The 25182-nt window shown below is 74.1% G+C and carries 9 protein-coding genes; 3 read left to right on the top strand and 6 right to left on the bottom strand.

The genetic code is table 11. The features are described 5' to 3' along the window. Window positions 1-38 precede the first annotated feature (38 nt). From fusA to ACWY4P_RS06710, 5 genes are all read right to left on the bottom strand, one after another. On the bottom strand, window positions 39-2159 hold the full coding sequence (fusA, locus tag ACWY4P_RS06730; protein ID WP_456209213.1) for an elongation factor G: 2121 nt from the start codon (window positions 2157-2159) through the stop codon (window positions 39-41). A gap of 329 nt (window positions 2160-2488) precedes the next feature. Then, window positions 2489-3625: a glycine amidinotransferase gene (locus ACWY4P_RS06725; protein WP_456209212.1), complete on the bottom strand. Its 1137-nt coding sequence runs from the start codon at window positions 3623-3625 to the stop codon at window positions 2489-2491. A 34-nt stretch (window positions 3626-3659) separates the two neighbouring features. Beyond that, window positions 3660-9989 carry an amino acid adenylation domain-containing protein gene (locus tag ACWY4P_RS06720; RefSeq protein WP_456209211.1) on the bottom strand — a complete coding sequence of 2110 codons (6330 nt, stop codon included), beginning with the start codon at window positions 9987-9989 and terminating at the stop codon, window positions 3660-3662. 182 nt (window positions 9990-10171) lie between these two features. After that, window positions 10172-11131 carry a TauD/TfdA family dioxygenase gene (locus ACWY4P_RS06715; protein ID WP_456209210.1) on the bottom strand — a complete coding sequence of 320 codons (960 nt, stop codon included), beginning with the start codon at window positions 11129-11131 and terminating at the stop codon, window positions 10172-10174. A 65-nt stretch (window positions 11132-11196) separates the two neighbouring features. Beyond that, window positions 11197-11985 carry a thioesterase II family protein gene (locus tag ACWY4P_RS06710; protein ID WP_456209209.1) on the bottom strand — a complete coding sequence of 263 codons (789 nt, stop codon included), beginning with the start codon at window positions 11983-11985 and terminating at the stop codon, window positions 11197-11199. Window positions 11986-12192: 207 nt separating this feature from the next. Between ACWY4P_RS06710 and ACWY4P_RS06705 the strand changes: the two genes are divergently transcribed. Next, on the top strand, window positions 12193-13209 hold the full coding sequence (locus ACWY4P_RS06705; RefSeq protein WP_456209208.1) for a ferritin-like domain-containing protein: 1017 nt from the start codon (window positions 12193-12195) through the stop codon (window positions 13207-13209). A gap of 128 nt (window positions 13210-13337) precedes the next feature. Here ACWY4P_RS06705 and ACWY4P_RS06700 read toward each other — a convergent pair whose 3' ends face one another. Next, the gene (locus ACWY4P_RS06700) at window positions 13338-15008 is read right to left on the bottom strand and encodes an AMP-binding protein (protein WP_456209207.1); all 1671 of its coding nucleotides are present in this window, start codon (window positions 15006-15008) and stop codon (window positions 13338-13340) included. A gap of 247 nt (window positions 15009-15255) precedes the next feature. Between ACWY4P_RS06700 and ACWY4P_RS06695 the strand changes: the two genes are divergently transcribed. Both ACWY4P_RS06695 and ACWY4P_RS06690 read left to right on the top strand, forming a co-directional pair. Beyond that, complete coding sequence (locus ACWY4P_RS06695) at window positions 15256-18492, top strand: amino acid adenylation domain-containing protein (RefSeq protein WP_456209206.1); 3237 nt, start codon at window positions 15256-15258, stop codon at window positions 18490-18492. After that, complete coding sequence (locus ACWY4P_RS06690; protein ID WP_456209205.1) at window positions 18489-25109, top strand: amino acid adenylation domain-containing protein; 6621 nt, start codon at window positions 18489-18491, stop codon at window positions 25107-25109. Before ACWY4P_RS06695 ends, ACWY4P_RS06690 begins: the two co-directional genes overlap by 4 nt. Window positions 25110-25182 lie beyond the last annotated feature (73 nt).

Here is a 25182-nt window from a genome sequence, read left to right as displayed (position 1 = left end):
ACGGCCCCGCCCGGATCAGGGGCGGGGCCGTCGCCGGGCTACCGGGGCGGTGTCCCGGCGGACGCCGCGGCGGGGGCCGGGGCGTAGCCGGCGGGCCGGGTGGTGAAGGTTCCCCGGCCCTGGGTCCGGCTGCGCAGCCTGGTCGCGTAGCCGAACAACTCGGCCAGCGGCACGGTCGCCGTGATGACCGCCGTGCCCGCCCGGGCGACCGTGCCCGAGACCCGGCCGCGCCGCGCCGCCAGATCGCCGAGCACCGCGCCCACGGCGTCCTCCGGCACCGTGGCCGTGACCTCGGCCACCGGCTCCAGGACCGCCATCGCGCCGGCCCGCAGCGCCTCCCGGAGCGCGAGCCGTCCCGCCGTACGGAACGCCATCTCGGAGGAGTCCTTCGGATGGGTGGCCCCGTCGGTCAGGGTGACCCGTACGCCGGTCACCGGGTGGCCGCCGAGCGGCCCCTCGGCCAGGGCGTCCCGGCAGCCGGCCTCCACCGCCCGGACGTACTCCTGCGGCACCCGTCCGCCGACGACGGCCGACCGGAACACGAAGTCCGTGCCCCCGGCGGCCGGTGCGGTGTCCGGCGCGGCCTCGAGCGGCTCCGTGTCGAGCACGACATGGGCGAACTGACCGGCGCCGCCGTCCTGTTTGACATGCCGGTACACCAGCCCGGACACCCCGCGGACGACCGTCTCCCGGTAGGCCACGCGCGGCCGTCCGACGCCGACGTCCAGCCCCTGGGCGCGGCGCAGCTTCTCCACCGCCACCTCCAGATGGAGTTCGCCCATCCCCGACAGCACCGTCTGCCCGGTCTCGGAGTCGGTCCTGACCGCGAGCGAGGGATCCTCCTCCACCAGCCGCGCCAACGCCGTGGCCAGCCGGTCGGCGTCGGCGCGCCCGCGGGCCTCGACCGCCACGGAGACCACCGGGTCGGCGACCGTGGGCGGTTCGAGGAGCAGCGGAGCCGACGGCGTGCACAGCGTGGCCCCGGCGCGGGCGGCCTTCGGCCCGATCACCGCGACGATGTCCCCGGCCACCGCCCGGTCCACCTCCGCGTGCCGGTCGGCCTGGACCCGCAGGATGCGGCCGATCCGCTCGGTGCGCCGCGCGCCCACGTCCAACACCGCCTCTCCCTTGTCGATCGTTCCCGAATACACCCGCAGATACGTGAGCCGCCCGGTGGCGGTCGACGTCACCTTGAACACCAGCGCCGCGAACGGCCCCTGGGGGTCGGCGGCCCGCTCCTCCACCGCCTCGCCCCGGGTGCCGCGCACCGCCGCCACATCCAGCGGCGAGGGCAGATACGCCACGGCGGCGTCCAGCAGCGGCTCGATGCCGCGGTTGCGGTAGGCCGAGCCGCACAGCACCACCACGCCCTCGCCGCCGCGGGTCAGCTCGCGCAGCGCGCAGGCCAGGGTCGGTGTGGAGACCGCCGACTCCGCGCAGAACTCCTCCAGCGCGCCCGGGTGGAGCTCCGCCACCGCCTCCTCCAGCAGCCGGCGTCGGCGCAGCGCCTCCTCCCGCAGGGCGTCCGGCACCGGGCCCTCCTCGTACGGGCCGTGGCCGTCGGGCCACACCAGCGCGCGCATCCGCAGCAGATCCACCACCCCGGTGAACCCGTCCTCCGAGCCGATCGGCAGCTGGACGACCAGCGGGGCCGGATGCAGTCGCTCCCGGATCGACTCGACCGCCGTGTCCAGGTCGGCACCGGCGCGGTCCAGCTTGTTGACGAAGGCGATCCGCGGCACGCCGTGCCGGTCGCACTGCCGCCACACCGACTCGCTCTGCGGCTCGACCCCCGCGACGGCGTCGAACACCGCGATGGCCCCGTCGAGCACCCGCAGCGAGCGCTCCACCTCGTCCGAGAAGTCGACGTGGCCGGGGGTGTCGATCAGATTGATCCGGTGGTCGTCCCAGGCGCAGCTCACCGCCGCGGCGAAGATGGTGATGCCACGGTCGCGCTCCTGGGCGTCGAAGTCGGTGACGGTGGTGCCGTCATGGACCTCGCCACGCTTGTGGGTGGCTCCGGTGAGGTACAGGATCCGCTCGGTGACGGTGGTCTTGCCCGCGTCCACGTGGGCCAGGATGCCCAGGTTGCGGACCGCGGCGAGCGGATTCGCGAGCGGAGTGGCGGGATGACGGTGACGGTTGAAGTCGGTACGCACGGCCCAGGGCCTTTCGGGGTGATCCAGAACAGGGCGGCGCGATTCCCGGACGAAACGGCCCGTGGTCAGGCCAGGCGGAACTCCCAGGGAGCCGTCATGCGTTCGTCACGGGCGTCCGGCGTCGGCCGCGCAGCCGACACCGGACGCCCGAAGACACCAGGATCACCTCGTACCGTGACGGGGGAACGACGACAGCGGTGCGGTCACGCACGGCGGGCTCCCCTCATTCGTCACGAAACGCGCCGCGATGGCGCGGTTCGTGGCGAGTGTAGGGAATCCGGTACGGGCGGGGCACCTGGTTTTGCGCGCCTGGTGTTCCAGCCCGTGGGTCAGACCAGGGGCTCGTACCGGAGGGCGGGGAAGTAGTCCTCGCGGGTGCCCGCGCGGCGCACATCCCAGGTGGCGCAGTGGAGGGAGCCCCCGTACTCGAACACATGGCGGAACGGAACGGTGAACACCTCGAAGTCGAGCTTGGCGAGCAGGTCCTGGAGCGGCTTCTCCCGCTCCTCGCAGATCACCTTGGTCGGCGAGATGCTGAGCACGTTCATCGAAAGCCACTTGGAGGACTGGCAGTACCGGGGCATCTCGTCATTGCCCAGGACGGGTTGCGGGACGTCGACCAGCTCCCAGTCGTTCGCGAGGAACATCTTCTCCTCGCCTTCGCGCAGTGGCCGCTCGGGGTTGGTGAGGACCAGGCCCGGGCGCAGCGGCACAAAGGTGCAGTCGATGTGCGAGGGGAAGAAGTCCAGCGGGAAGTGGACCGTATGGACCCGGAAGCCGCGCGGCTCCAGATGCCGCTTCAGCCAGCGGATGCCCGCCCGGTTGGTGGTCATCGACTCCTGGACCAGGATGTCGCGCCCCAGCCGGCTCATGTCGGCGGCGTCGAAGACCACCTCGTCCTGGCCCACGCAGAACTCGAAGGAGTGCATCCGTGCGTGCCGCTGCTCCAGCGGCCACTCCCAGAACTCCTCGCGGTACATCCCGTCGCGCATCGACGGCTTGGGCGCGGTCGTCCACTCGACGCGCGGGTCGGCGTTCCAGTACTCGTACACCAGCTTGCGGTAGGGCTGGTATTCGAAGTACCGGGCCCGGCGCGACATGGTGGCCTCGATGATCTCGTTGCCCACGGTGATCATCACATCGCGCGGGCAGACCGCGCAGTACTGGTTCCCGACCTCGAAGCCGGGGGTGCGGACCGGGGTGGAGAAGTCATGCGGCTCGGGGCGGCGCACCGTGATCCCCTGGGACTCCAGCAGGGCCACCAGCCCGCCCAGTTCCTCGTTGGCCCGCTCGATGGCCTCCTCGGACTTCGGTCCGGTGGGGAACGGCGCGTCGGGGGCGTCGCGTATCGCGGGGCGGCTGCCCGGCTCCGTGGGCTCGAAGCAGGCGTTGTCGGCGGAGCCGACCACGATCTCCTGGAGCGGGTCCCACTCGTTCCATGAATTGACGACCGTCGAGTCTCGCATGTGCGCGTCCACCTGCCTGTTCCGTAAGACGGGGTCAGAGTGCGTCACCGAGGGACCGCGCCGTACGGCAGCGGAACACGGTCGCGACATCGACGGTCCGATCCAGCTCCGCTTCGATCCGGCCCGCCAGGCGCAGCGCGGTCAGCGAGTCGCAGCCGAGGGCGAACACGTCGTCGTCAGGCCCGACGGACCCGCGTCCCAGCACCTCGGCGATCAGCTCGCACAGCCGCCGCACCGCGGGTTCGACGGCCGGTGTGGTGACGTCGGTGAGAAAGTGTCCGGTCGGGGCCGCCAGGGCCGCCGGCAGGTCGGCCAGGAGTTCCCGCAGCTGTCCGACCACGTGCCGGCCGTCCTCGGCATCGAACAGGTCGGGGCGGTAGCTGACCTCGAGGTGCAGCCGCCGGCCGGGCGCGACCATCAGCTTCAGGGGGTAGTGGTAGGCGTCGTATCCGGCCACGTCCGTCAGCCGCAGGCCGTCCTCCGGGCTGGGCAGGGCCTCGGCGGTCGGGAAGTTCTCGAAGACGACGCAGGTGTCGAACAGTGTGCCGAGCCCCGTCGCCCGCTGGATGTCCGTCAGGGCGAGGTGGTGGTACGGGAGGAGCTCGGCATGCTCTCCCTGGAGCCGCGCCAGCAGCTCGGCCACCGGCTCGGCCGCGTCCAGACGCACCCGCACCGGCACGGTGTTGACGAACAGGCCCACCATCTCCTCGACCTGCGGCAGCTCGGCGACCCGCCCCGAGACCGTGGCCCCGAAGACGATGTCCCGGTGTCCGGTCCGCCGGTGCAGACACAGCGCCCACGCGGCCCGCAGCAAGGTGTTGAGCGTGACACCGGCTCGTCGTGACGCCTCGAGCAGAGCGGAGGTGTCCGGCTCGGACAGCTCGACGACGACGCGCTCCGGCAGGACGCGGATCCGCGCGGTGTCCTGGCCCGGGCAGACCAGGGTGGGCTCGGTCAGGCCCGCCAGCGCGCCGCTCCAGGCGGCGTGCGCCTCCTCGCGGTCCTGCGCGGCCAGCCACCGCAGATAGTCGGGGTAGTGACCGGGCGTCGGCAGACCGCTGTCCTCGCCGTGGTCGAAGAGCGCGAGCAGGTCGCGCAGCAGCAGCGAGGTGGTCCAGCCGTCCACCAGCAGATGGTGCATGCTCAAGGCCAGCGTCTGCCGGTCCTCGGCGAGCGTGACCAGGGTGCAGCGCGCCAGCGGCGGCCGGGCCACATCGAAGCGTTGCCGCCGGTCGGCGTCCAGCCGCGCCTCCAGCCGCGCGTCCCGCTCCCGCGGGTCGAGGCCGGTCAGGTCGTGGGTGTGCCAGGGCATCCGGACCCGTTCCGGGATGACCTGCACCGGATCTCCCGACCGCCGCTGAAGAAAGCCGGCGCGCAGCATCGGGTGGCGGCGCAGCAGCGCGTCGCACGCGCCCCGGAACCGCTCGGCGTCGAGCCGGCCCCGCACCTCCAGCGTGATCTGCACGTTGTAGACGTCCAGGTCCCCGCTGTCGTACCGGGCGTGGAAGAGCAGCCCCTCCTGGGTCGGGGCGAGCGGCAGCAGTTGGGCGACGGGCATGCCGATCCGGGCGCCGAGCCGGGACAGCTCCGCCTCGTCCCGCTCCGCGGCGTCCGCCACCGGCCGCGTGGGCACGGGCGCGGGCACTTCCTCGCTCGTCCCGTACGCCACCAGCGCGCGCAGTGCGGCGAACCAGAGCCGGGCCAGTTCACCGGCCTCGCCCTCGGTCAGCAGACGAGGGGCCCACAGCCAGTGGGCGGCCAGCCGCGGCCCTGCCGGGCCGTCCTCGACCGCCGCGTTCACCTCGATGACATGCGCCATCGGCATCCGCGGATCGGCCCCGCTCGGCAGCGCGTCCGACTCGGGTGCCACGCTCCAGTCCCCGTCGGCGGAACCGTCCTGTCGGCCGAGGTAGTTGAACCCGATCTGCGGGTCGGGGAAGGCCGACAGCTCGGCGGCCGCGTCCCGGTTCAGATGGCGCAGCAGGCCGAAGGCGATGCCGCGCCGGGGGATCTCCCGGACCTGGTCCGTGACCCGGCGCACGGCCTCCCCGAGGCGTGCGGGTGCCGGATCGCCGTCCGGGTCCCAGTCGCCGAACCCGGCGTCGAGCCGCACCGGATACAACGAGGTGAGCCAGCCCACGGTGCCCGACAGATCGATGTCCTCGTCCTCGCCGAGGGGCTCACGGCCGTGCCCCTCCACATCGACCAGCACCGCGGTGCCGGTGGCGGCGCCGGCACCGGGGCGCCGCCAGGCGGCGAGGGCGAGCGCCAGGCCGGTGAGCAGCACCTCCCTGGTGTCGGCGGAGAAGGCGGCGGGCACCGTGGTGAGCAGCGGCGCGGTCAGGTCCTCGGGGAGGGTGAGGGCGAGTTCCCCGGCCGTCGCGTGGATGTCCCGGGACGGCGAGAGCCGGGTGTCGGTCAGCGCGATCCCGCCCGCGCGCAGGATCCGGCGCCACAAGGGGAGCTCGTCCAGCACGGTGGGCGCCTTCGCCGCGGCGTACAGCCGGTGGCTCCAGTCCCGCAGCGGGACGGGCACCGGGTCCGGCTCCGGGGCGGCACTGGCCGCCGTACGACTTTGCCAGGCGGTGTACAGATCGGTCAGCAGGATGTGCCAGGAGACCGCGTCGACGGCCAGGTGGTGGACGGTGACGAGCAACCGCCCCGGCCGGCCCGCGCCGCCGTCGAACCAGGTGGCCCGCAGCATCACGCCGTCGCGCGGGGCGAGGGCGTCGGCGTCCTCCCCGGCGCAGTCGGAGATCCGGCGGCGGAGGTCGCCCGCGGCCAGACCGGAGACGTCGACCCGCCGGACCGCCGCGCGCGGCCGGCCCGGGTCCACCGGGCCCAGGGCGAGGGAGCCGTCGTCCCGCAGGCGGGCGCGCAGCGCCTGGTGCCGCTCCACCACGGCTCGGACGGCGGTGGCCAGCCGGTCGGTGCCGAGCCCGGGCGCCACACGCAGCAGCGTCGACTGGTGGAAGGCGTCGATCGCGCCGCCGCGTTCCAGGAGCCACCGCGTGATCGGCGTGGCGGGGACGACGGCGGACGCCCCGTCAGGGGCGGGGGAGCCGGCCGCCGGGGCCGGGGGCGCCTCCTGCCGCAGGGACGCGGCCAGGGCGTCGGCCGTGCGATGGGTGAAGACCTGCTTGGGGGTGAACCGCAGGCCCGCCTCGCGCGCCCGGGCCACCAGTTGGATCACGGTGATGGAATCGCCGCCGAGGGCGAAGAAGTCGTCCGAGGCCCCGACCTCGTGCGCGCCGAGCACCTGCGCGAAGAGTCCGGCGAGCGTGGCCGCCGCGTCCTGCTCCGCCCCCGGATCCCGCCGGGCCTCCCCGGCCTCCTGCCGCGGCGGTGTCGTCTGCTCCGCCCGTTCCGGCTCGGGCAGCGCCGCCCGGTCGACCTTGCCGTTCGGGCTCAGCGGCAGCGCGGGCAGCGAGACGAACGCCGAGGGGAGCAGGTACGCGGGCAGTTTCGCCGCGACCCGTTCCGCCAGTGTGGCCAGTTCGGCGTCCCGTCCGGGCGCCGCCACGACGTACGCCACCAGGCGCGGCGCACCCGGGCGGTCCTCCCGCACCGCCGCGGCCACCTGGGCGACGGCGGGGTCGCTTCCCACCACGGCCTCGATCTCGCCCAGTTCGATCCGGAAGCCACGGACCTTGACCTGGTCGTCGGCCCGGCCGCCGTAGACCACGGTGCCGTCGGGGCGCCACCAGGCGATGTCTCCGGTCCGGTACATCCGGCCACCGGGCGCGCCGAACGGGTCGGCGACAAAGCGGTCCGCGGTGAGCCCCGGCCGTCCGACATAGCCGCGGGCGAGCACCTCGCCACCGATGTACAGCTCGCCGGGGACGCCCGCCGGGACGGGGCGCAGACACGGGTCCAGGACATAGATCCGGGCGCCGGGAACGGGCCGGCCGATCGGCACCGCACCCCGCGGCAGCGGGTCCCCGGGCTCCAGGCGGTGTTCCACACAGCCCACGGTCGCCTCCGTGGGGCCGTACTCGTTCACGACCGTCACCTGAGGGTGGCGGGCCCGCCACGCGGCCAGCGCCTCCCCGGTCAACTGCTCGCCGCCCAGGACGAGTTCGCCGGTCGGCGAGTACCACGCGTCGGAGGCGACCAGCACCGGCAGATGGCTGGGCGTGGCCTTGACGAACGCGGGCGCACCGCCCTCGGCCCCGGGCGGGGCGTCGAAGTCGTCCAGGTCGACCATACGCACCAGGCCGCCCGAGGTCAGCGGGCCGAAGATGCCGGTGACGGTGAGGTCGAAGGACGGCGGCGAGTGCACCAGCGCCTGTGCGGTCAGGCCCGGGTAGGCCGCGCGGGCGAAGGCCAGGTAGTTGTCGACCGTGCGGTGTTCCACCGCCACCCCCTTGGGGCGGCCGGTCGACCCCGAGGTGTAGATGACGTAGGCGCAGTCGGCGGGGCGGATCGGCGCCCCGCGCTCGGCGTCGTCCACCCCGTGTCCCGGCAGCGCCGCCAGCTCCGCCCGCACGGCGGGGTCGCCGAGCGGGACCGCCGACGGGTGCGCGGCCAGCGCGGGGTGGCCGGTGTCCGCGCAGACGACGGCGGACGGGGCGGCGTCCGCGAGCATGAAGGACACGCGTTCCGGCGGATATCCGGGGTCGACCGGCAGATATCCGGCCCCCGCCTTCAGGGCCGCCAGCAGCGCCACGATCAGGTCGGTACCGCGCGGCAGCGCCACGGCGACGAGGTCTCCCGGCCGTACGCCGCGCCGCAGCAGGAGCCGGGCCAGCCGGTTGGCGGCCTCGTCGAGCCGACGGTAGCTGAGGGTGTCCGCCGAGTCGGCCACGGCCGGCGCGTCGGGGGTTCGGCGCGCCTGGGCCTCGAAGCGGTGAGTGAGCGTCGCCCGATCGCGTCCGTACGCCTCGGGCGACGGCGCCTCCAGGCGGTGGGCCCACTCGCCCAGTACCTGCTCGCGCTCCCGGTCGGTCAGCAGCGAGAGGTGGGCGACAGGGGTCGTGGGGGAGTGGACGAAGGTGTCCAGCAGCAACCGCAGCCGGGTGCGGATCAGCTCCAGGCGGGCGCCGTCGAACAGACACCGCCGGTAGCTGATGTGCAGGCTCAGCCGGCGGCCGGGTATGGCGACCACGCTCAGCGGGTAGTGGGTGGCGCCGGTGATCTCCTGCCGGCCGGCGTTCGCCTGAGTGTCCCCCTCATCCGCCCCGTCCGCCTCGTCCGCCCCGTCATCCGTGTCTTCGGCGAGTGGGGCGATCCGCAGGCCCGGCACGCTGTCCCGCACGGATGCCCAGTCGAAGGGCGCGTCGCCGAAACCGGTCGAGGTGTCGTACAGCGTGTCAAGACCGGACAGCCGCCGCACCTCGGTCAGCCCGAGGTGCTGATGCGGAGCCAGCGCGAGCTGCTCGTCCTGGACCCGGGCGAACAGCGCGGCCATCGGCTCCGCCGGGTCGATCCGCACCCGGACCGGGAGCGCGTTCATGAGCAGGCCCACCACCGAGTCGGCGCCGGGCAGCTGCGGCGGGCGGCCGTGCACGGTCTGGCCGAACACCACGTCGTCCCGCCCGGTCAGCAGGGACAGCAGCAGCGACCAGACGCCCTGCACCACCGTGTTGAGGGTCAGCCCGTGTTTCCGGGCGGTCGCCGACAGCGCCTCGGTGGCGTCCTCGGGAAGCGTGACATGGGTCAGGCCGGGCATCTCCCCGTCGCCCGCCACGGGTGCTCCGGCGGCGACGAGCGTCGGCTCGGACAGCCCCTGGAGGGCCGTCCGCCACGCCGCCTCGGCAGCGGAGCGGTCCTGCCGGGAGAGCCACCGCAGGAAGTCGGAGAACGGGGTGACCGGCCGCGGCTCGCCGTCGCCCGCACCGTCATCCCCCGCTGCCGCCTCCGTTTTCCGGCGGTAGAAGGTGAACAGGTCCTCCAGCACCAGCGGCAGGGACCAGCCGTCGAGCAGGATGTGGTGGTACGTCAGAACGAACGCGTAGTGGCTCTCGGCCAGACGGACGAGCGCGAACCGCATCAGCGGCGGGGCCGTCATGTCGAAGCGGCGCGACCGCTCCTCCTCGAGGAAGGCAAGCAGCTTCTTCCGGCGTACGGACTCGGGGTCCGCGGAGAGGTCGAGCTCGGTCCACGGCGTCCGCACGGTCCGCCGGATCAGCTGCACCGCCTGCCCGTTTCCCCGCTGGCGGAAACCGGCGCGCAGCACGGCGTGGCGCGCGAGGGTGGCGGCGCAGGCCGCGCGCAGAGCCTTCGCCGAGACGTCTCCGAGCAGTTCGAGGGGGGCCTGGATGGTGTAGACGTCCGCAGCCTCCGAGTCGTACAGAGCGTGGAAGAGCATGCCCTCCTGTAGCGGGGTGAGGGGCAGCACGGACTCGATCGGCGACTGGGACACTTCGTTCACTGTCAGGTTCCCCGGAAGCGGTCGGCGGCGCGCGCAGAAGCGCGCACCGTGTCAGCGGTAGGTCATGGGAAGGCGTGGCGGGAAGGTGAACTGACGGTTTTCGGCCATGCGCGACGATGATGTCGCGCGGCCGATGCGCGGGCCAGGCAGCCGACCGGCAGCTTCCCTGCCTCTCAGCCGCGCAGGGCCGGCTCCGCCCGGTCGGCCCTGGTGATCAGGTCGGACATGGACACCAGCACCCGGCGCTCCCCGGTGAACGCCTCCCTGCCGTGCGACCAGCGCATGTTGTCGATCACCAGCAGGTCGTGGCGCCGCCAGTCGAAGCGTTGCGCACGGCGCTCGAAGGCCGTACGGACCGCGGCGACCATCTCGTCCGGGACCGTGCCCCCGTCGCCGAACAGCACGTCGTTGGGGAGTCCGCCCCCGCCGAACAGCGCCACCAGATCCGTCCGCAGCCCCCGCGGCAGCGAGGACTGGTGGAACAGCACCAGGTGGTTGAACCACACCCGACGTCCGGTGCCGGGGTGCGCCACGGTCGCCGGAGCCCCGCGCACCGTGCGCAGCCGGTCGTCCTCCAGCCACTCCCACTCCAGGCCGCCCGCCGCGCAGTACCGGGCCACCTCCGCGCGGCTGTCGGTCTGGAAGGCCTCGCGCCAGTCGAGGCCGACTCCGCTGCCGTAGTTCCGCACATAGCGCAGCCCCCGCGCCTCCACGGTCCGCAGCACCTCGTCCGGGATGTCCTCCAGCACCCGCGCGACATCGGTGATCGGGGTGGCGCCGCCGGTGGCCGCCGGGGTGGCGCAGAAGAAGGCCAGCCGGCCCGGCCAGGCACCGGCGTACGACGACTCGCAGTGCTGCGGGATCACCTCGCGCGCCGGGTACTCGGTGGAGGTGAAGACCCCGTCGCCCACCTCGCTGCGCGGCGTGGAGCGCTCGGTGTACTCCAGCGGCTTGAACCCGAGTCGGTCCAGGGCCTGTTGGAAATCCCCGACGCCCTCGGCGCCGGCCCCCCGGATGAGCACGGCCCCGGCCCCCGCGACGGCCTCGTCGATCGCCGGGACATGCCGGTGCACAAAGGACCCCAGCCGCTCGCCGTCCGCCTCCAACACGGTGATGCCGGTCAGCTCGTCCACGCGTCACAACTCCCTGGGGAAGGGGCCCGGTGTCGGTGCCCCGGTATCGGTGAGAACACCACCGGTCAGCCGAGCACCGCCGTGACGGCGTCGAGCACGGCCGGAGCGCCGGTGAAGAGGTAGTCGTGCCCGCCGGGCAGCAGCCGGAGGGTGAACCCGGCCGAGGCACACGCGCGCCAGCGCTCCAGCTGGGCCCCGCCCACCAGCGGGTCCTCGGCGCCGCCGAAGACATGCAACGGGCAGCCCACCGGCACTGGCCCCGCGCTCCGGTACACCTCGGTGAGGGCGAGGTCGCGGCGGACCGTCCGCAGCGCGTACCGCAGATACGACGGATACTCCCGAAGGCCGGGCGGGAAGCCGCCGAACCCCTCCAGCCAGGCGAGCAACCCCTGGTCGTCCCGGTCCGAGATCCGCCTCGGCACCGGGGTGTGCGGCGCCCGGGACGCGGAGACGAGCAGCGCGTGGGGCAGCGGCAGGCCACGCCGGCCGGCGCGGACGGCGATCTCGTAGCCGAGGAGCGCGCCGAAGCTGTGGCCGAAGAGCGCGTACGGAAGGTCGAACTCGCCCGCGATGCCGTCGAGCACCGCGTCGGCCAGCTCCTCCAGGGTGTCCGGCACCAGCTCTCCGGCGCGCACACCACGGCCGGGGAGTTCCACCGTCGCCAGTTCGATGCCGTCGGGCGGGATGAGGCGCCACGGCGCGAACGACCCCGCGCTGCCACCCGCCTGGGGCAGACAGAACAGCCGCAGCCGGGGGCTGGGCGCGGTCACCCGGCCGACGATCCACGGAGTGTCCACACCACGCGCCGGTGGGTTCGCGGGGTGGGAGGGTGGCACGGCGGTATGGGTTCGCATCCCGCTCCTTTCGTCGCCCGTCACTCACCTCGGGGCGGTGGCCCCGGCGGCCCCATCGTGGCCCGGGGGTGGCAACCGGGCCAGGCACGGGGACCGGCAACCGGGCTGCCGCGAAATTGCCCCCGAGCCTGCCTGGCCGGTGGCCGGCCGGCCCGGTGAGGATCGTGGCGACCGTCCCGCCCTTGTGCCCGAGGGGATCGCACTTCCATGACCGTTGCTCCTGACGAGGCCGCCGACTCGCCCTTCTTCGTCCTGGACGCCGTGACGGCGGACCTGATGAAGGTCGAGTCCCTCACCCAGGCGTGCCTGAACTGGGACTACGGGAAGCGCGACAGCCGGGTGTGGAACCTGTACGAGAAGAACAAGGCCGCGCAGTGGAACGCCACCACCGACATCGACTGGGACCACGACGTCCGGTTCGGGGCCGAGCTGACGGAGGAGAACGGGGCGCGGCTCGCCGGCTTCGTCGTCGGCGAGGGCAGCCCGGTGCCACGCGAACTGCTCACCCAGTTCCGCTGGGAGTACCAGGCGTGGATGTGCAGCCAGTTCCTCCACGGCGAGCAGGGCGCGCTGGTGACCACGGCCCGGCTGGTGGAGACCGTGCCCGACATGGACGCCAAGACCTACGCCGCCTCCCAGGTCGCCGACGAGGCGCGGCATGTCGAGGCCTTCGCGCGCTACATGGACGAGAAGCTGGGCACCGTCTACCCGGTCAACCCCGGGCTCGGGACGCTGCTCCACGACGTGCTGTCGGAGTCCCGGTGGGACATCGTCTACCTCGGCATGCAGGTCGTCATGGAGGGCCTGGCGATCACCGGGCTCCGGCTCGCCAGCAGTGGCTTCGGCGACCCGCTGATCCGGCAGATCACCAAGATGGTCGCGAGTGACGAGGCCCGGCACATCGCGTTCGGCGTCACCACGCTCACCGGCATGTACGAGCAGGCGACCGCGGCCGAGCTGCGCGAGCGCGAGGACTTCCTGCTGGAGTCCATCCGGCTGATGTCCCGCCGCTTCATGCTCCGCGAGGTGTGGGAGCGGATGGAGCTCGACGTGGCCAAGGGGCTGCACTTTGCCCGGACCAACCCGATGATGGCCACCTACCGGCAGCTGCTGTTCCAGCAGGTGATCCATGTGCTGCGGCAGCTGGGCCTGCTGTCGGAGCGGGTGAAGGAGCTGCTGCTCGCGGAGAATCTGGTGCGCCCCGAGGTGATGACGAGCCGCTGACCGCGGCCCCGGGCGGACCTTGAGTGCATCGGGCCCAGCCCAACCGGGCCCAGCCCGACCGGGCCCGGCGCGACACCCCGTTGCCCGGCGCGCACCGCGCGCCGGGCACGTCGTATGTCCGCGCCGGGTCAGTCCGCGGTCAGCGGCCGGGCCGCCGCGTCGTACGCGCCGGAGCACACCGCCTGCCAGATGACGCGGCGCCGGGGCTTTCCGCTGGAGGTGACCGCGATCCCGCCCCGGGGCACCTCGACGGACAACAGCTCGGCCTCGCCGAGCCACTCGGACAGCACCTCGTGGGCGATCCGCCGCCACTCGGGCTGGACCCCCGCGAACACGGCCACCCCGGTGGGCGTGGCGTCGCGGACCCCGAGGAGGACGGCGACCCGGCGCTCGGGGACACCTCGCTGGTGCAGCAGGGTCTCCAGGCTCTCCGCGAACACCATCTTCCCGCTGACCTTGAGCCCGTCGCCCAGCCGGCCGATCACGAACAGCTGTCCGTCACGCAGGAACCCCGCGTCTCCGGTGCGCAGCCCCTCGTCGCCGAGGCTGGTCCCGGAGGCGGAGCCGGTGTCGCCGAGGTATCCGCTCGCGATCGACACCCCGCTGACGAGGATCTCGCCGACCCGCCCGTCCGGGAGCGGTACCCCGTCCTCGGACACGATCGTCACCGTCCGGCCCGGCAGCGGCCGGCCGCAGCCGACCACCGCCGTCCCGGCGAGGGACGCGGCGTCGCCGGCGCTGCTGTCGGGCTGTCCCGTCCTCCAGCCCTCGCCGGGGGGCAGACCGGTCACCGCGAGGGTGGCCTCCGCGCTTCCGTACGCGGGGACCAGCGCGCCGCGGTCGAGGCCGTACGGGCCCAGCAGCGCGTGGAAGTCGCGCAGCACCCGCGGGTCGACCCGCTCCGCGCCGATGATGACGGCCCGGAGCGCATCGAAGCGCAGGCCCTCCAGATCGGCGGGTCTGACCCGGCGCAGGATGTACGACAGGCCGAAGTTGGGCATGGCCGTCATGACGATGCGCCGGTCGCTGAGGCAGCGCAGATAGCGCTGCGGGGAGCGGATGAAGTCGTCCGGCTGGAGCATCCACCCGTCGAAGCCGGTGACGACGACGTTCAGCAGAAAGCCGACCAGGCCCATGTCGTGGTGGACCGGCAGCCAGCTGGCCGCGGGGCGGCGCGGGGCACAGCCCAGCCAGGAGCCCATCCCGCCGATGTTGGTCCGCAGCGCCTCGGCGGAGATCCGCACCCCCCGCGAGAAGCCGCTCGACCCGGAGGTGAACTGCAGCAGCGCGGTCTCGGGAAGCGGCAGTGGCTTCGCCAGCGGCTCGGTGTCCGCGACGAGCTGGTCGAAGGCCACCGGTTCGCCGATGCCCTGGTCGGCGGCGATCTTGCGGAGGCGCTCCAGCGACTCGTCGTCGCAGACGACCGCCGCGGGGCGCACGGCCCGCAGCAGATGGGCGGCGTGCGTCTCGTACTCGTCGGCCCGCTGGTAGGCGAACGGCGGGGCGATGGCGCACGGTGTCGCACCGGCGGCCAGAGCGCCGAAGAACCCGGCGACGAAGCCCGGGCTCGAGCGCTGCACCAGCGCCACCACCTCGCCGCGCCCGACCCCGTTCGCCCGCAGCGCGGCGGCCGTGGTGAGCACCAGCCGGCCCAGGTCGCGGTAGGACCAGAAGTCCCAGCCGTCGTCGTGGTTCGCGTAGTACAGGCCGCGCTCGGTGGACGCCTCGTCCAGCCAGTCGAGCAGGCCTCGGTCCGGGATTCCCAACGTCCCCGTCCTTTCCAGGAGTGCACGGGCCACGCCCGTACGTCCTTCGGGGCGCGGCCGCGTGCCCGGCTGCCGCACAGCATCGCCACGAGGCCCCGTCGCCACCAGGCAAGCGGCCGGTAACTCGCCCGGGCCCGGGCGGCATTTCGACCAGCAACCGCGATTGCCGGTCGATTGCCTGGCAAGCGGCGGCGCCACCGATGCAGCATCGACCGAGATTGCGAGCCCTTGGTCCGGCGGAGCGGTCCGTCGGAGCGCAGGAGAGAGCGGTTACGACCCGATGACTTCACGCGACACCGAGCTGCTTCCGCTCACGGCCGCCCAGCGGGGTGTGTTCCACGCCCAGCGCCTCCAGCCCGACAACCCGGCCTACAACACCGTGGCCGCCATGGAGCTTCGGGGACCGGTGGACGGGGAGCTGCTGCGGCGGGCGATCCGCCGGGCGGAGGGGGAGAGCGGCAGCTGGGACGTCGAGCTGGTGGAGCGGCCGGGCGGGCTGTACCAGCGGCCGGTCGCACCCGGCCGCTCGTCGTGGCGGGAGATCGACCTCAGCGGCGAGACGGACCCCCTCGCCACCGCCCACGCGCTGATCGACCGCGACCGCGCCACCCCGCGCGACCTGTTCGAGGACGTGCTGTCCGGGCACGTCCTCATGCGGATCGGCGCCGACCACCACGTGTGGTACCAGCGCAGCCACCACATCCTGTCCGACGCCTTCGGCTCGGTGCTGCACTCGCGCCGGATCGCCGCCCACTACGAGGCCCTGGCCGCCGGGACGGAGCCGACGGGCGAGCCACTGGGCCGCCTGGAGGAGCTGCTGGCGGAGGAGGCGGACTACCGCGCGTCGGACGACTACACCACGGACCAGAAGTACTGGAACGAGGTCTTCGCCGAGCGGCCCGAGACCGCGTCGCTCGCGCCGGGGGTGCCGACGGGCGCCGCGGGGCACGCGCTCTCGGTGACGACCGCGCTGTCAGCGGCCGAGCTGCGGGCGCTGCGGGCCGCGGGGCGGGACGCCCGGGCGCCGTGGACGGTGCCGATGCTGGCGGCGGTCGCCGCCTATCTCCAGGGCACGACCGGGGCCGAGGACCTCACCGTCGGCGTGCCGGTCACCGCACGCGTCGGCGCCCGGTCGCGGAACGTGCCCGGCATGCTGTCGAACACCCTCCCGCTGCGGCTCACCGTCAGCCCGGCGGCGGGCCGGGCGCCGCTGGTCCGGCAGGTCGCGCGGCGGCTCGGCGAACTCCTCACCCACCAGCGCTATCCGTACGACGAGCTCCGCCGCGACCTGCGCCTCCTCGGCACCGACGAGCAGCTCTTCGGCGCACTGGTGAACATCGTGCCGGCGGGCTCGGAGACCGCCTTCACCGGCCGTGAGGCCCATCTCACCGCGCTGTCCGGCGGCCCGGTCACCGATCTCAACATCACCTGCCACCCCGGGCCCGACGGCCAGGACGCGCGCGTCGAGTTCGAGGCGAACCCCGACCGCTACACCGCCGCCGAACTGGCCGCGCACCAGGCCCGGTTCACCGAGTTCCTCGCCCGTTTCCTCGCCGCCCCGCCGGACCTCCCGCTCGCCCGGGTGGACGTCCTGACGGCGGCCGAACGCGCCCGGGCGCTCGCCGTCGGCCGGCCGCCGGGTCCGGCGCGGCACATCGCGCCACGGACCTTCCCGGAGCTGTTCGAGGAGCAGGTCCGCCGGACACCGCACGCCCCCGCGGTGCTCTCCACCGAGGGCGCCCTCGACTACGCCGAGCTGAACTCCCGCGCCAACCGCCTCGCCAGGGCCCTGGCCGAGCGCGGCGCCGGCCCCGAGCGCCTGGTGGCCGTCGCCCTGCCGCGCGGCATCGCCGCGCTGACGGCCGTGATCGCGGTGATGAAGTCGGGCGCCGCGTACCTCCCGGTCGACCTCGGCTACCCGCGGGCGCGGATCACCGCCATGCTCGACGACACCGAGCCGCTGCTCCTGCTGACCACACGGGCGGCCGACGACGGAACGACGGCCCCGGACGTGCCGCGGCTGTACCTGGACGACGCGGACCGCCCCACCGGCCACCCCCTGTCGGGACTGCCCGACACCAACACCAACACCGACACCGACCTCGACGACCGCGACCGCCGGGCGCCGCTGCGGCCCGGGCACCCGGCGTATGTCATCTACACCTCCGGCTCGACCGGCCGCCCCAAGGGCGTCGTCGTCACCCACACGGGCCTGGCCGCCCTGCTGCGGCACCAGCGGGACCGGCTCCGGCTGACCCCGGACACCCGGGTGCTCCAGTTCGCGTCACCGAGCTTCGACGCGTCGGTGTGGGAGCTGTGCGTGGCGCTGCTCACCGGCGCCGCCGCGGTGGTCGCCCCGCCCGAACGGCTGGTGCCCGGGCCACCGCTGGCCGAGCTCGTGGCCGAGCTGGGGGTCGACTGCCTGCTGCTCGCCCCCTCGGCGCTCTCCGCCATGCCGCCGGACAGCCTGCCCCCGGGCGTCAATCTGGTCGTCGGCGCCGAGGCCTGCCCGCCGGAGCTGGTCGCCCGCTGGTCCCCGGGACGGCACATGGTCAACGCCTACGGCCCCACCGAGGCGACCGTCATCGCCACCCAGACCGGGCCGCTGTCCGGCCGGACCGTCCCGCCCATGGGGCACTCGGTCCCCGGCGGCCGGGTCCGGCTGCTCGACTCCGCGCTGCGGCCGGTGCCGCCCGGTGTCGCGGGCGAGGTGTATCTGAGCGGCGACGGGCTCGCCCGCGGCTACCTCGGCCGCCCCCGGGTCACCGCGGAGCGGTTCGTCGCCGACCCCTTCGGCCCGCCCGGCGCACGGATGTACCGGACCGGCGACCTGGCCCGGTGGACGGCGGACGGCGAACTGGCCTATCTCGGCCGCGCCGACAGCCAGGTCAAACTGCGCGGCCACCGCATCGAGCCGGGCGAGGTCGAGGCCGTCCTCGCGCAGGCGCCCGGGGTCGGCGGGGCCGTCGCGGTCGTCCGTGAGGACCGGCCGGGGATCAGACACCTGGTCGCGTACGCCGTCGCCGCCGCGGACACCGACCCTGCCGAGCTGCGCGCGTTCGTGGCGCGCCGGCTGCCGGCGTACATGGTCCCGGCGGTCGTGGTGGTGGTCGACGCCGTGCCGCTCACACCGAACGGCAAGGTGGACCGCGCGGCGCTGCCCGCCCCGTGCTTCCGGGCCGCGAGCGCGTACCGGGCCCCCTCCTCCGAGCGGGAGCGGGTCCTGCACGAGGTGTTCACCGAGGTGCTCGGCGAGGAGCGGATCGGCGTGGACGACAGCTTCTTCGACCTCGGCGGCGACTCGGTCGTCGCCATGCGGCTGGCGGCCCGCGCCCACGCGGCAGGACTCGCCGTCACCAGCAACGACATCTTCCACTGCAAGACCATCGCCCGGCTCGCCGAAGTGGCCCAGGACACCGGCCCCGAGGCCGGGACACCGCGGGACGCGGGGAGCCTGCTGCACATCGACGCGGAAGAACTCGACGAGCTCGAAGCCCAGTGGGAGACATCACGGTGAAACAGACATCCCTGGAAACGGTGCTGCCGCTCTCGCCGTTGCAGCAGGGCATCCTCTTCCACGCCCTCTTCGACGAGGGGGACGCCAAGAGCACACCCGGCGGGCCCGGCGGCCCTGGCGGCCCTGTCGATTTCTATACCGTGCAGACCCCCCTGGAACTGGCCGGGCCGCTCGACACCGAGGCGCTGCGCCGCTCCTGCCTCGCCCTGCCGGCCCGCCACGCGAGCCTGCGCGCCGGGTTTCTGCGGCGCCGCTCGGGCGAGGCCGTCCAGGCCATCGCCCGCGCGGTCGAGCCATCATGGGAGGAGGTCGACCTCTCCGGCCGCGGCGCCGGGGAGCGCCGGGCGCGGCTCACCCGGCTGCTGGCCGAAGACCGCTCCCGGCGCTTCGAGATGGCGAAGCCGCCGCTGCTGCGGTTCACCCTGGTGCGACTGGCACCCGACCGGCATGTCCTCGTGCTCACCAACCACCACATCCTGCTGGACGGCTGGTCGCTGCCCCTGGTCCTCGCCGACCTGTTCCGTATCTACCGGGACGGCGGCACCGCCGAGCGGCTGGAGGCCGCCCCGTCGTTCGGCGAATACCTCGGCTGGCTCTCCGAACAGGACCACGCCGAGGCCGAGCGCGCCTGGCAGGCCGCGCTGTCCGGGCTCGACGGCGCGACGCTGGTGGGAGGCGGAGCGGGCACCGGCACCCCCGGCCGCGGCCAGCAGCGCGTCGTCGCGGAGCTGTCCGAGGCCGACACGGCACGGCTCACCGCCACGGCCCGCTCGCGCGACCTCACCACCAACACCGTGGTCCAGGGCGCGTGGGCGCTGCTGCTGACGGTGCTCACCGGACGGCGGGACGTCGTCTACGGCAACACCGTCGCCGGGCGCCCGCCCCAACTTCCGGGCAGCGAGCGCATGGTGGGTCTGATGATGAACACGGTGCCCGCCCGGGTACGGGTCGACCCGGCCGAGCCCGTGGCGGATCTGCTGGCCCGAGTCCAGCGCGAACAGGCGGCCCTGACCAGGCACGAGTACCTGGGTCTCGCCGACATCCACCGCGCCGTCGGCGCCACCGAACTCTTCGACACCACCGTCGCCTTCGAGAACGTCCCCGTCGACGAAGCCGTCCAGGGCTCCTCGGTTGCGGGGCTCGCCGTCACCCTGCTGCGGGACGCCGTCGAGGACGCCTTCGAGGGCACCCACTATCCGTTGAGCCTGGCCGTCCACCCCGGCGCCCGGCTGCGCTTCGAACTCAACTACCGCGAGGACTCCTTCACCGGCGAGGCGGCGGCCGAGGTGCTGCGCCGCCTGTGCGCCCTGGTCCAGGACATCGCCGACCGGCCCGAGGCGCCCGCCGGGCGGCTGCCCCTGTGCTCCGACGCCGAGCGGCGGCGGATCCTGCGTGCGTCGAGCGGCCGGACCGTGGCGCACCCGGGCGGGACCCTGCCCGAGCTGTTCGAGGCGCAGGTCCGTACGACCCCCCACGCGGTCGCCGTCACCGACGCCACGACCAGCCTGACCTTCGAGGAGCTCGACGCCGACGCCAACCGGCTCGCCCGGCTGCTGGTGGCCCACGGCGCGGGCCCGGACCGCCTCGTGGGCGTCGCCCTGCCCCGGACCGTGGCGGCGGTGACGGCTATCTGGGCGGTCTGGAAGTCGGGGGCCGGATATCTGCCGATCGACACCGAGCACCCCCGGGAGCGGATCGCGGCGATCTGCGCGGAGGCCGGACCGGCCCTCGTCCTGGCCACCGCCGAGACCGCACACGCCGTGCGCGGTCTCGGCGGGATACCGACACTGCGGGTCGACGAGGCCACGCTGCCCGAAGACGCCACGGACCGGGGCGCCGCCACGGACCTCGACACCGGCAGCCGCCCCGGCGCCCCGCTGCCCGGCCACCTGGCGTATGTGATCTACACCTCCGGCTCCACCGGCCGGCCCAAGGGGGTCGCCGTCGAGCACCGCAACCTGGCCAACATGTTCCACAGCCACCGGGCGAACTTCTTCGAACCGGAGCGGACGCGGGCGGGCGGCCGGCCGCTGCGGGCCGCGCTCACCAACTCACTCGGCTTCGACGCCTCCTTCAGCCAGCTGCTGTGGCTGGTCGCCGGGAACGAACTGCACATCGTCGACGACACCGTGCGCAAGGACGCCCTGGCGCTGGTCGACCACGCCGTGGCGGCCGGGGTCGACGTGCTCGACACCACGCCGTCCGTCGCCCGTCAGATGCTGGCCGCGGGCATGTTCGAGGCGGAGGGGGAGCGGCACCGGGCGGGTGTCCTGGCGCTCGGCGGCGAGGAGGTCGCCGACGACCTGTGGGCCGAACTGCACGGAGTGCCGGGCCTGTCGGTGTACAACCTCTACGGCCCCGCCGAGTGCACGGTCGACGCGATGCTCTGGCACGGCGGCGGCCGGCCCGCCATCGGCCACCCCGCCGACAACGCCCGGGTGTATGTGCTCGACCCGTTTCTGCGGCCGGTGCCGGACGGGGTGGTCGGCGAGCTGTACATCGCCGGCGCCGGGGTCTCCCGCGGCTACCTGGGACGCCCGGGACCGACGGCGGAGCGCTTCGTGGCCGATGTGTTCGGCCCGGCGGGCGCCCGTATGTATCGCACCGGTGACCTGGGGCGCCGCCGTCCGGACGGGGTCGTGGAGTACTGCGGGCGAGCGGACTCCCAGGTCAAGATACGCGGCCACCGCGTCGAGCTGGGCGAGATCGAAGCCGCGCTGGCGGCGGCGCCCGCGGTGGCGCGGGCGGTGGCGGCGGTGTCCACCGACCCGTCCGGTGTGCGGCGCGTCGTGGGCTACGTGTGCGCCTCGCCCGGCGCCCGGCCCGACCCCGCCGCACTGCGCGAGTGGGTGGCGCGTCGGCTGCCGGCGTATATGGTCCCGGCGGTCGTGATGGTGGTCGATGCCGTGCCGCTCACGCCGAACGGCAAGGTGGACCGGGCGGCGCTGCCCGCGCCGAGCTTCCAGGCCGCGGGCGAGTACCGGGCCCCCTCCTCCGAGCGGGAGCGGGTGCTGCACGAGGTGTTCTCCGAGGTGCTCGGCCGGCCCCGGATCGGCGTGGACGACAGCTTCTTCGACCTCGGCGGCGACTCGATCATCGCCATGCAGCTGGCGGCCCGCGCCCACCGGGCCCAGCTGGCCATCACCACCAAGGACATCTTCCTCCACCCGACCATCGCCCGGCTCGCCGAAGTAGCCACCGACACCGACAGCGGCCCGCGGGGCGAAGCGCGCGGTCAGGACAGCGCGCCCGCGGGGCCGCTGGTCTCGCTCTCCGGCGCCGAGCGGGCGGAACTGGCCCAGAACGGCCGACGGATCGCCGATGTGCTGCCACTGACCCCCTTGCAGCAGGGCATGCACTTCCACGCGGTGCTCGCCGCCGACGGCATCGACGTGTACACGGCCCAGGCCCCCGTACGGCTCGCGGGCCCGCTCTCGCCCGACGCGCTGCGCGAGGCCGTCGGGGCACTCGTCGCCCGCCACGGCGCCCTGCGGGTCTCCTTCACCCTCCTGAGCTCCGGCCGTCTGGTCCAGGTGGTGCACGAGGGGCTGAGCGTGCCCTGGCGGGAGGCCGACCTCTCGGGGCTCGCCGAGGACGAGCGCCGCCACCGCCTCGCCGAGCTGATCGACGAGGACCGGCTGCGCCGCTTCGACCTCGCCGAGCCGCCGCTGCTGCGGGCCACTCTGGTCCGGCTCGCGGCCGAGGACCACCTGCTGCTGGTGTCGTATCACCACGGGCTGCTGGACGGCTGGTCGCTGCCGCTGTTCTTCCGCGACCTGTTCGCCCTCTACGCCACAGGGGGCGACGCCGGGGATGACCGCGCCGGGGACCCCCCGCCCGTGCAGTTCGCCGACTTCCTCCGCTGGCTCGCCACCCAGGACGACGAGCGGGCGGCGCGGGCCTGGGCCGAAGAACTGGCCGGCTTGGACGAGCCGACACTCGTCGCCCCCGACGCCGAGGCCGCCACCGCGACCGTGCCCCATCTGGCGACCGAGCTCCTCGACCCCGCGCGGACCACGGCGCTGGCCACCGCGGCACGGAGCGCGGGCCTCACCCTCAACACCGTGGTCCAGGGAGCGTGGGCGGTGGCGCTCGGCCAGCTGCTGGGCCGCGACGACATCGTGTTCGGCGCGACCTGCGCCGGACGCCCGCCGGAGCTGCCGGGCTCCGAGGACATCGTCGGCCTGCTCATGAACACCGTGGCGGTCCGGGTGCGGCTCGACCCGGCACGGCCGCTCGTCCAGGTCCTGGCCGATCTCCAGCGCCGCCAGGCCGAGCTGGGCCCGTACCAGCATCTGGGCCTCGCCGATGTGCGGCGGACCCTGGGTCTCGGGGAACTCTTCGACACCGTCGTCGGGTTCGAGAACACCCCTGTCGACGGGGAAGCCGTCCAGAAGCACATCCCCGGCCTGCGGATCTCCGTCGACGACCGGCCCGTGCCCGGCGCCACCCACTATCCGCTCAGCCTGGTCGTGGTGCCGGGCGAGCGCCTGAGCCTCGAACTCAGCTACCGGGCCGACCTGTTCACCGCCGAGGCCTGCCAGGCCCTCCTCACCCGGGTGGGCAAGGTCCTCGACGGCTTCGTGGCCGACCCGGCGGCGCCGCTGGGCCGTATCGACCTGCTCACGGCGGGGGAGCGCAAGCGGTTCCGCGCAGCCGCCGACGGCCCGTCGCACACCATCCCAGCGACGACCTTCCCCGAGCTCTTCGAGGAGCGGGTCCGGGCCCGGCCCGAGGCCGTCGCGGTGTACGAAGGACCGCTGGCAGTCAGTTACGCCGACCTCAACGCGCGGGCCAACCGGCTGGCCCGGGCGCTGGTGGCCCGGGGCATCGGGCCCGAGGACATCGTCGCGGTCGCGCTCCCCAAGTCGGCCCGCTCCGTTCTCGCCGTCGTGGCCGTCCTCAAGGCCGGCGCCGTCCATCTGCCGCTGGACCTCGGATACCCGCCGGAGCGGCTGCGCCAGGTCATCGCCGACGCGCGGCCCGCGCTCGTCCTCACCACCGCCGAGGCGGCCGGGCTGATGGCCGAGGCGGGCGCCGAGCGGACCCTGTGCCTGGACGGTATGGACACGCCCTCTCAACTCCTCGACACCAACGCCGATGTGGCCGCTGGCTTGGCCGCTGATGTGGCCGGCGATGTGACCGGCGGGTTGTCGGGCGAGGACCTGACCGACGCCGACCGGGTGGCGCCGCTGCGGCCCGAGAACACCGCGTATCTCATCTACACCTCCGGGTCCACCGGCCGCCCCAAGGGCGTGCTGGTGCCCCACCGCGGCATCGCCGCCCTGGTCGCCCAGCAGCGCACCCGCCTGCGACTGCGCGCGGACGAGCGGGTGCTGCTGTTCGCCTCCCCGAGCTTCGACGCCTCGGTGTGGGAGCTGACCACCGCCCTGCTGACCGGGGCGAGCGCGGTCGTCGCGACCCCCGACGAACTGCTGCCGGGCCCTGCCCTGGCGGCCACCGTGGCCCGGCACGGCGTGACCGCCCTGCTGCTGCCGCCGTCCTCGCTCGCCGTGCTGCCCGAGGACGGTCTGCCGGCCGGTGTCACCCTCGTCGTAGGGGGCGAGGCGTGTCCGCCGGAACTGGTCGAACGCTGGTCGGCCGGGCGTCGCATGGTCAACGCCTACGGTCCGACCGAGGCGACCGTCATGGCCACGATGAGCCGCCCGCTGGCGGGCCGGACCAGACCACCGCTCGGCGAGCCGGTCACGGGGGCGCGCGTCTACCTGCTGGACGGCGCGCTGCGACCGGTGCCGGTGGGAGCGCCGGGTGAGCTGTATCTGGCGGGGGAGGGGCTCGCGCGCGGCTACCTGGGCCGGGCCCGGCTCACCGCGGAGCGGTTCGTGGCCGACCCGTACGGCCCGGCCGGGTCGCGCATGTACCGCACCGGCGACCTGGCGCGCCGCATGCCGCACGGCGCCCTGGAGTACCTGGGCCGGGCGGACCAGCAGGTCAAGGTGCGCGGCTTCCGCATCGAGCCCGGCGAGATCGAGACCGCGCTCGCCGACGACCCCACGGTCGCCCAGGCGGTCGTGGTCGCCCGCGAGGACCCGGCCGGCCGGCGGCTGGTGGCGTACGTCTCCCCGGCCGCCGGTGCCCGGCCGGATCCGGCGGCCCTGCGCGGGCGGGTCGCCGCCGCCCTGCCCGACCACATGGTGCCCGCGGCCGTCGTCGTCCTCGACCGGCTGCCGGTCACGCCGAGCGGCAAGCTCGACCGGGGCGCCCTGCCCGCGCCCGACTTCTCCGGCACCCCCGCCGGCCGGGCTCCCCGAACCGCCCGCGAGGAGCGGCTGTGCGCGCTGTTCGCGCAGGCCCTCCAGGTCGAGCGGGTCGGCATCGACGACAGCTTCTTCGACCTCGGCGGCGACTCGATCAGCTCGGTCAAGCTCGTCACCCTGGCCCACGCGGACGGCCTGGACATGGCGCCGCGCGATGTGTTCACCCACAAGACCGTGGCCGCGCTCGCCGATGCGGTGAAGGAACTCGCTCCGGACCCGCACATGGACAGTCCGGACCCGCACCCGGCCACCGGCGCGGCCGACCCGGAAGAGCCGCTGATCACCCTGGAGCAGCACGAACTCGACGCCTTCGCCGAGGACTGGCAGGAGCCGGTCTGAGCCCCGGCGGCGGCCGAACACATCGAACACTCCGTTCGCACGACCACTGGGCCAACACGGCCGGGACCCTGCT

The organism is Streptomyces sp. LZ34, assembly GCF_053890475.1.
Note: the sequence above shows the minus strand (reverse complement) of the source record. Positions and strands in the feature narration are given on the sequence as shown.

Excerpts from the sequence above, each read along its gene's own strand:
- ACWY4P_RS06705 (WP_456209208.1), top strand. The coding sequence starts at position 12,193 with ATGACCGTTGCTCCTGACGAGGCCGCCGACTCGCCCTTCTTCGTCCTG.
- ACWY4P_RS06695 (WP_456209206.1), top strand. The coding sequence starts at position 15,256 with ATGACTTCACGCGACACCGAGCTGCTTCCGCTCACGGCCGCCCAGCGG.
- ACWY4P_RS06725 (WP_456209212.1), bottom strand. The coding sequence starts at position 3,625 with ATGCGAGACTCGACGGTCGTCAATTCATGGAACGAGTGGGACCCGCTC.
- ACWY4P_RS06710 (WP_456209209.1), bottom strand. The coding sequence starts at position 11,985 with ATGCGAACCCATACCGCCGTGCCACCCTCCCACCCCGCGAACCCACCG.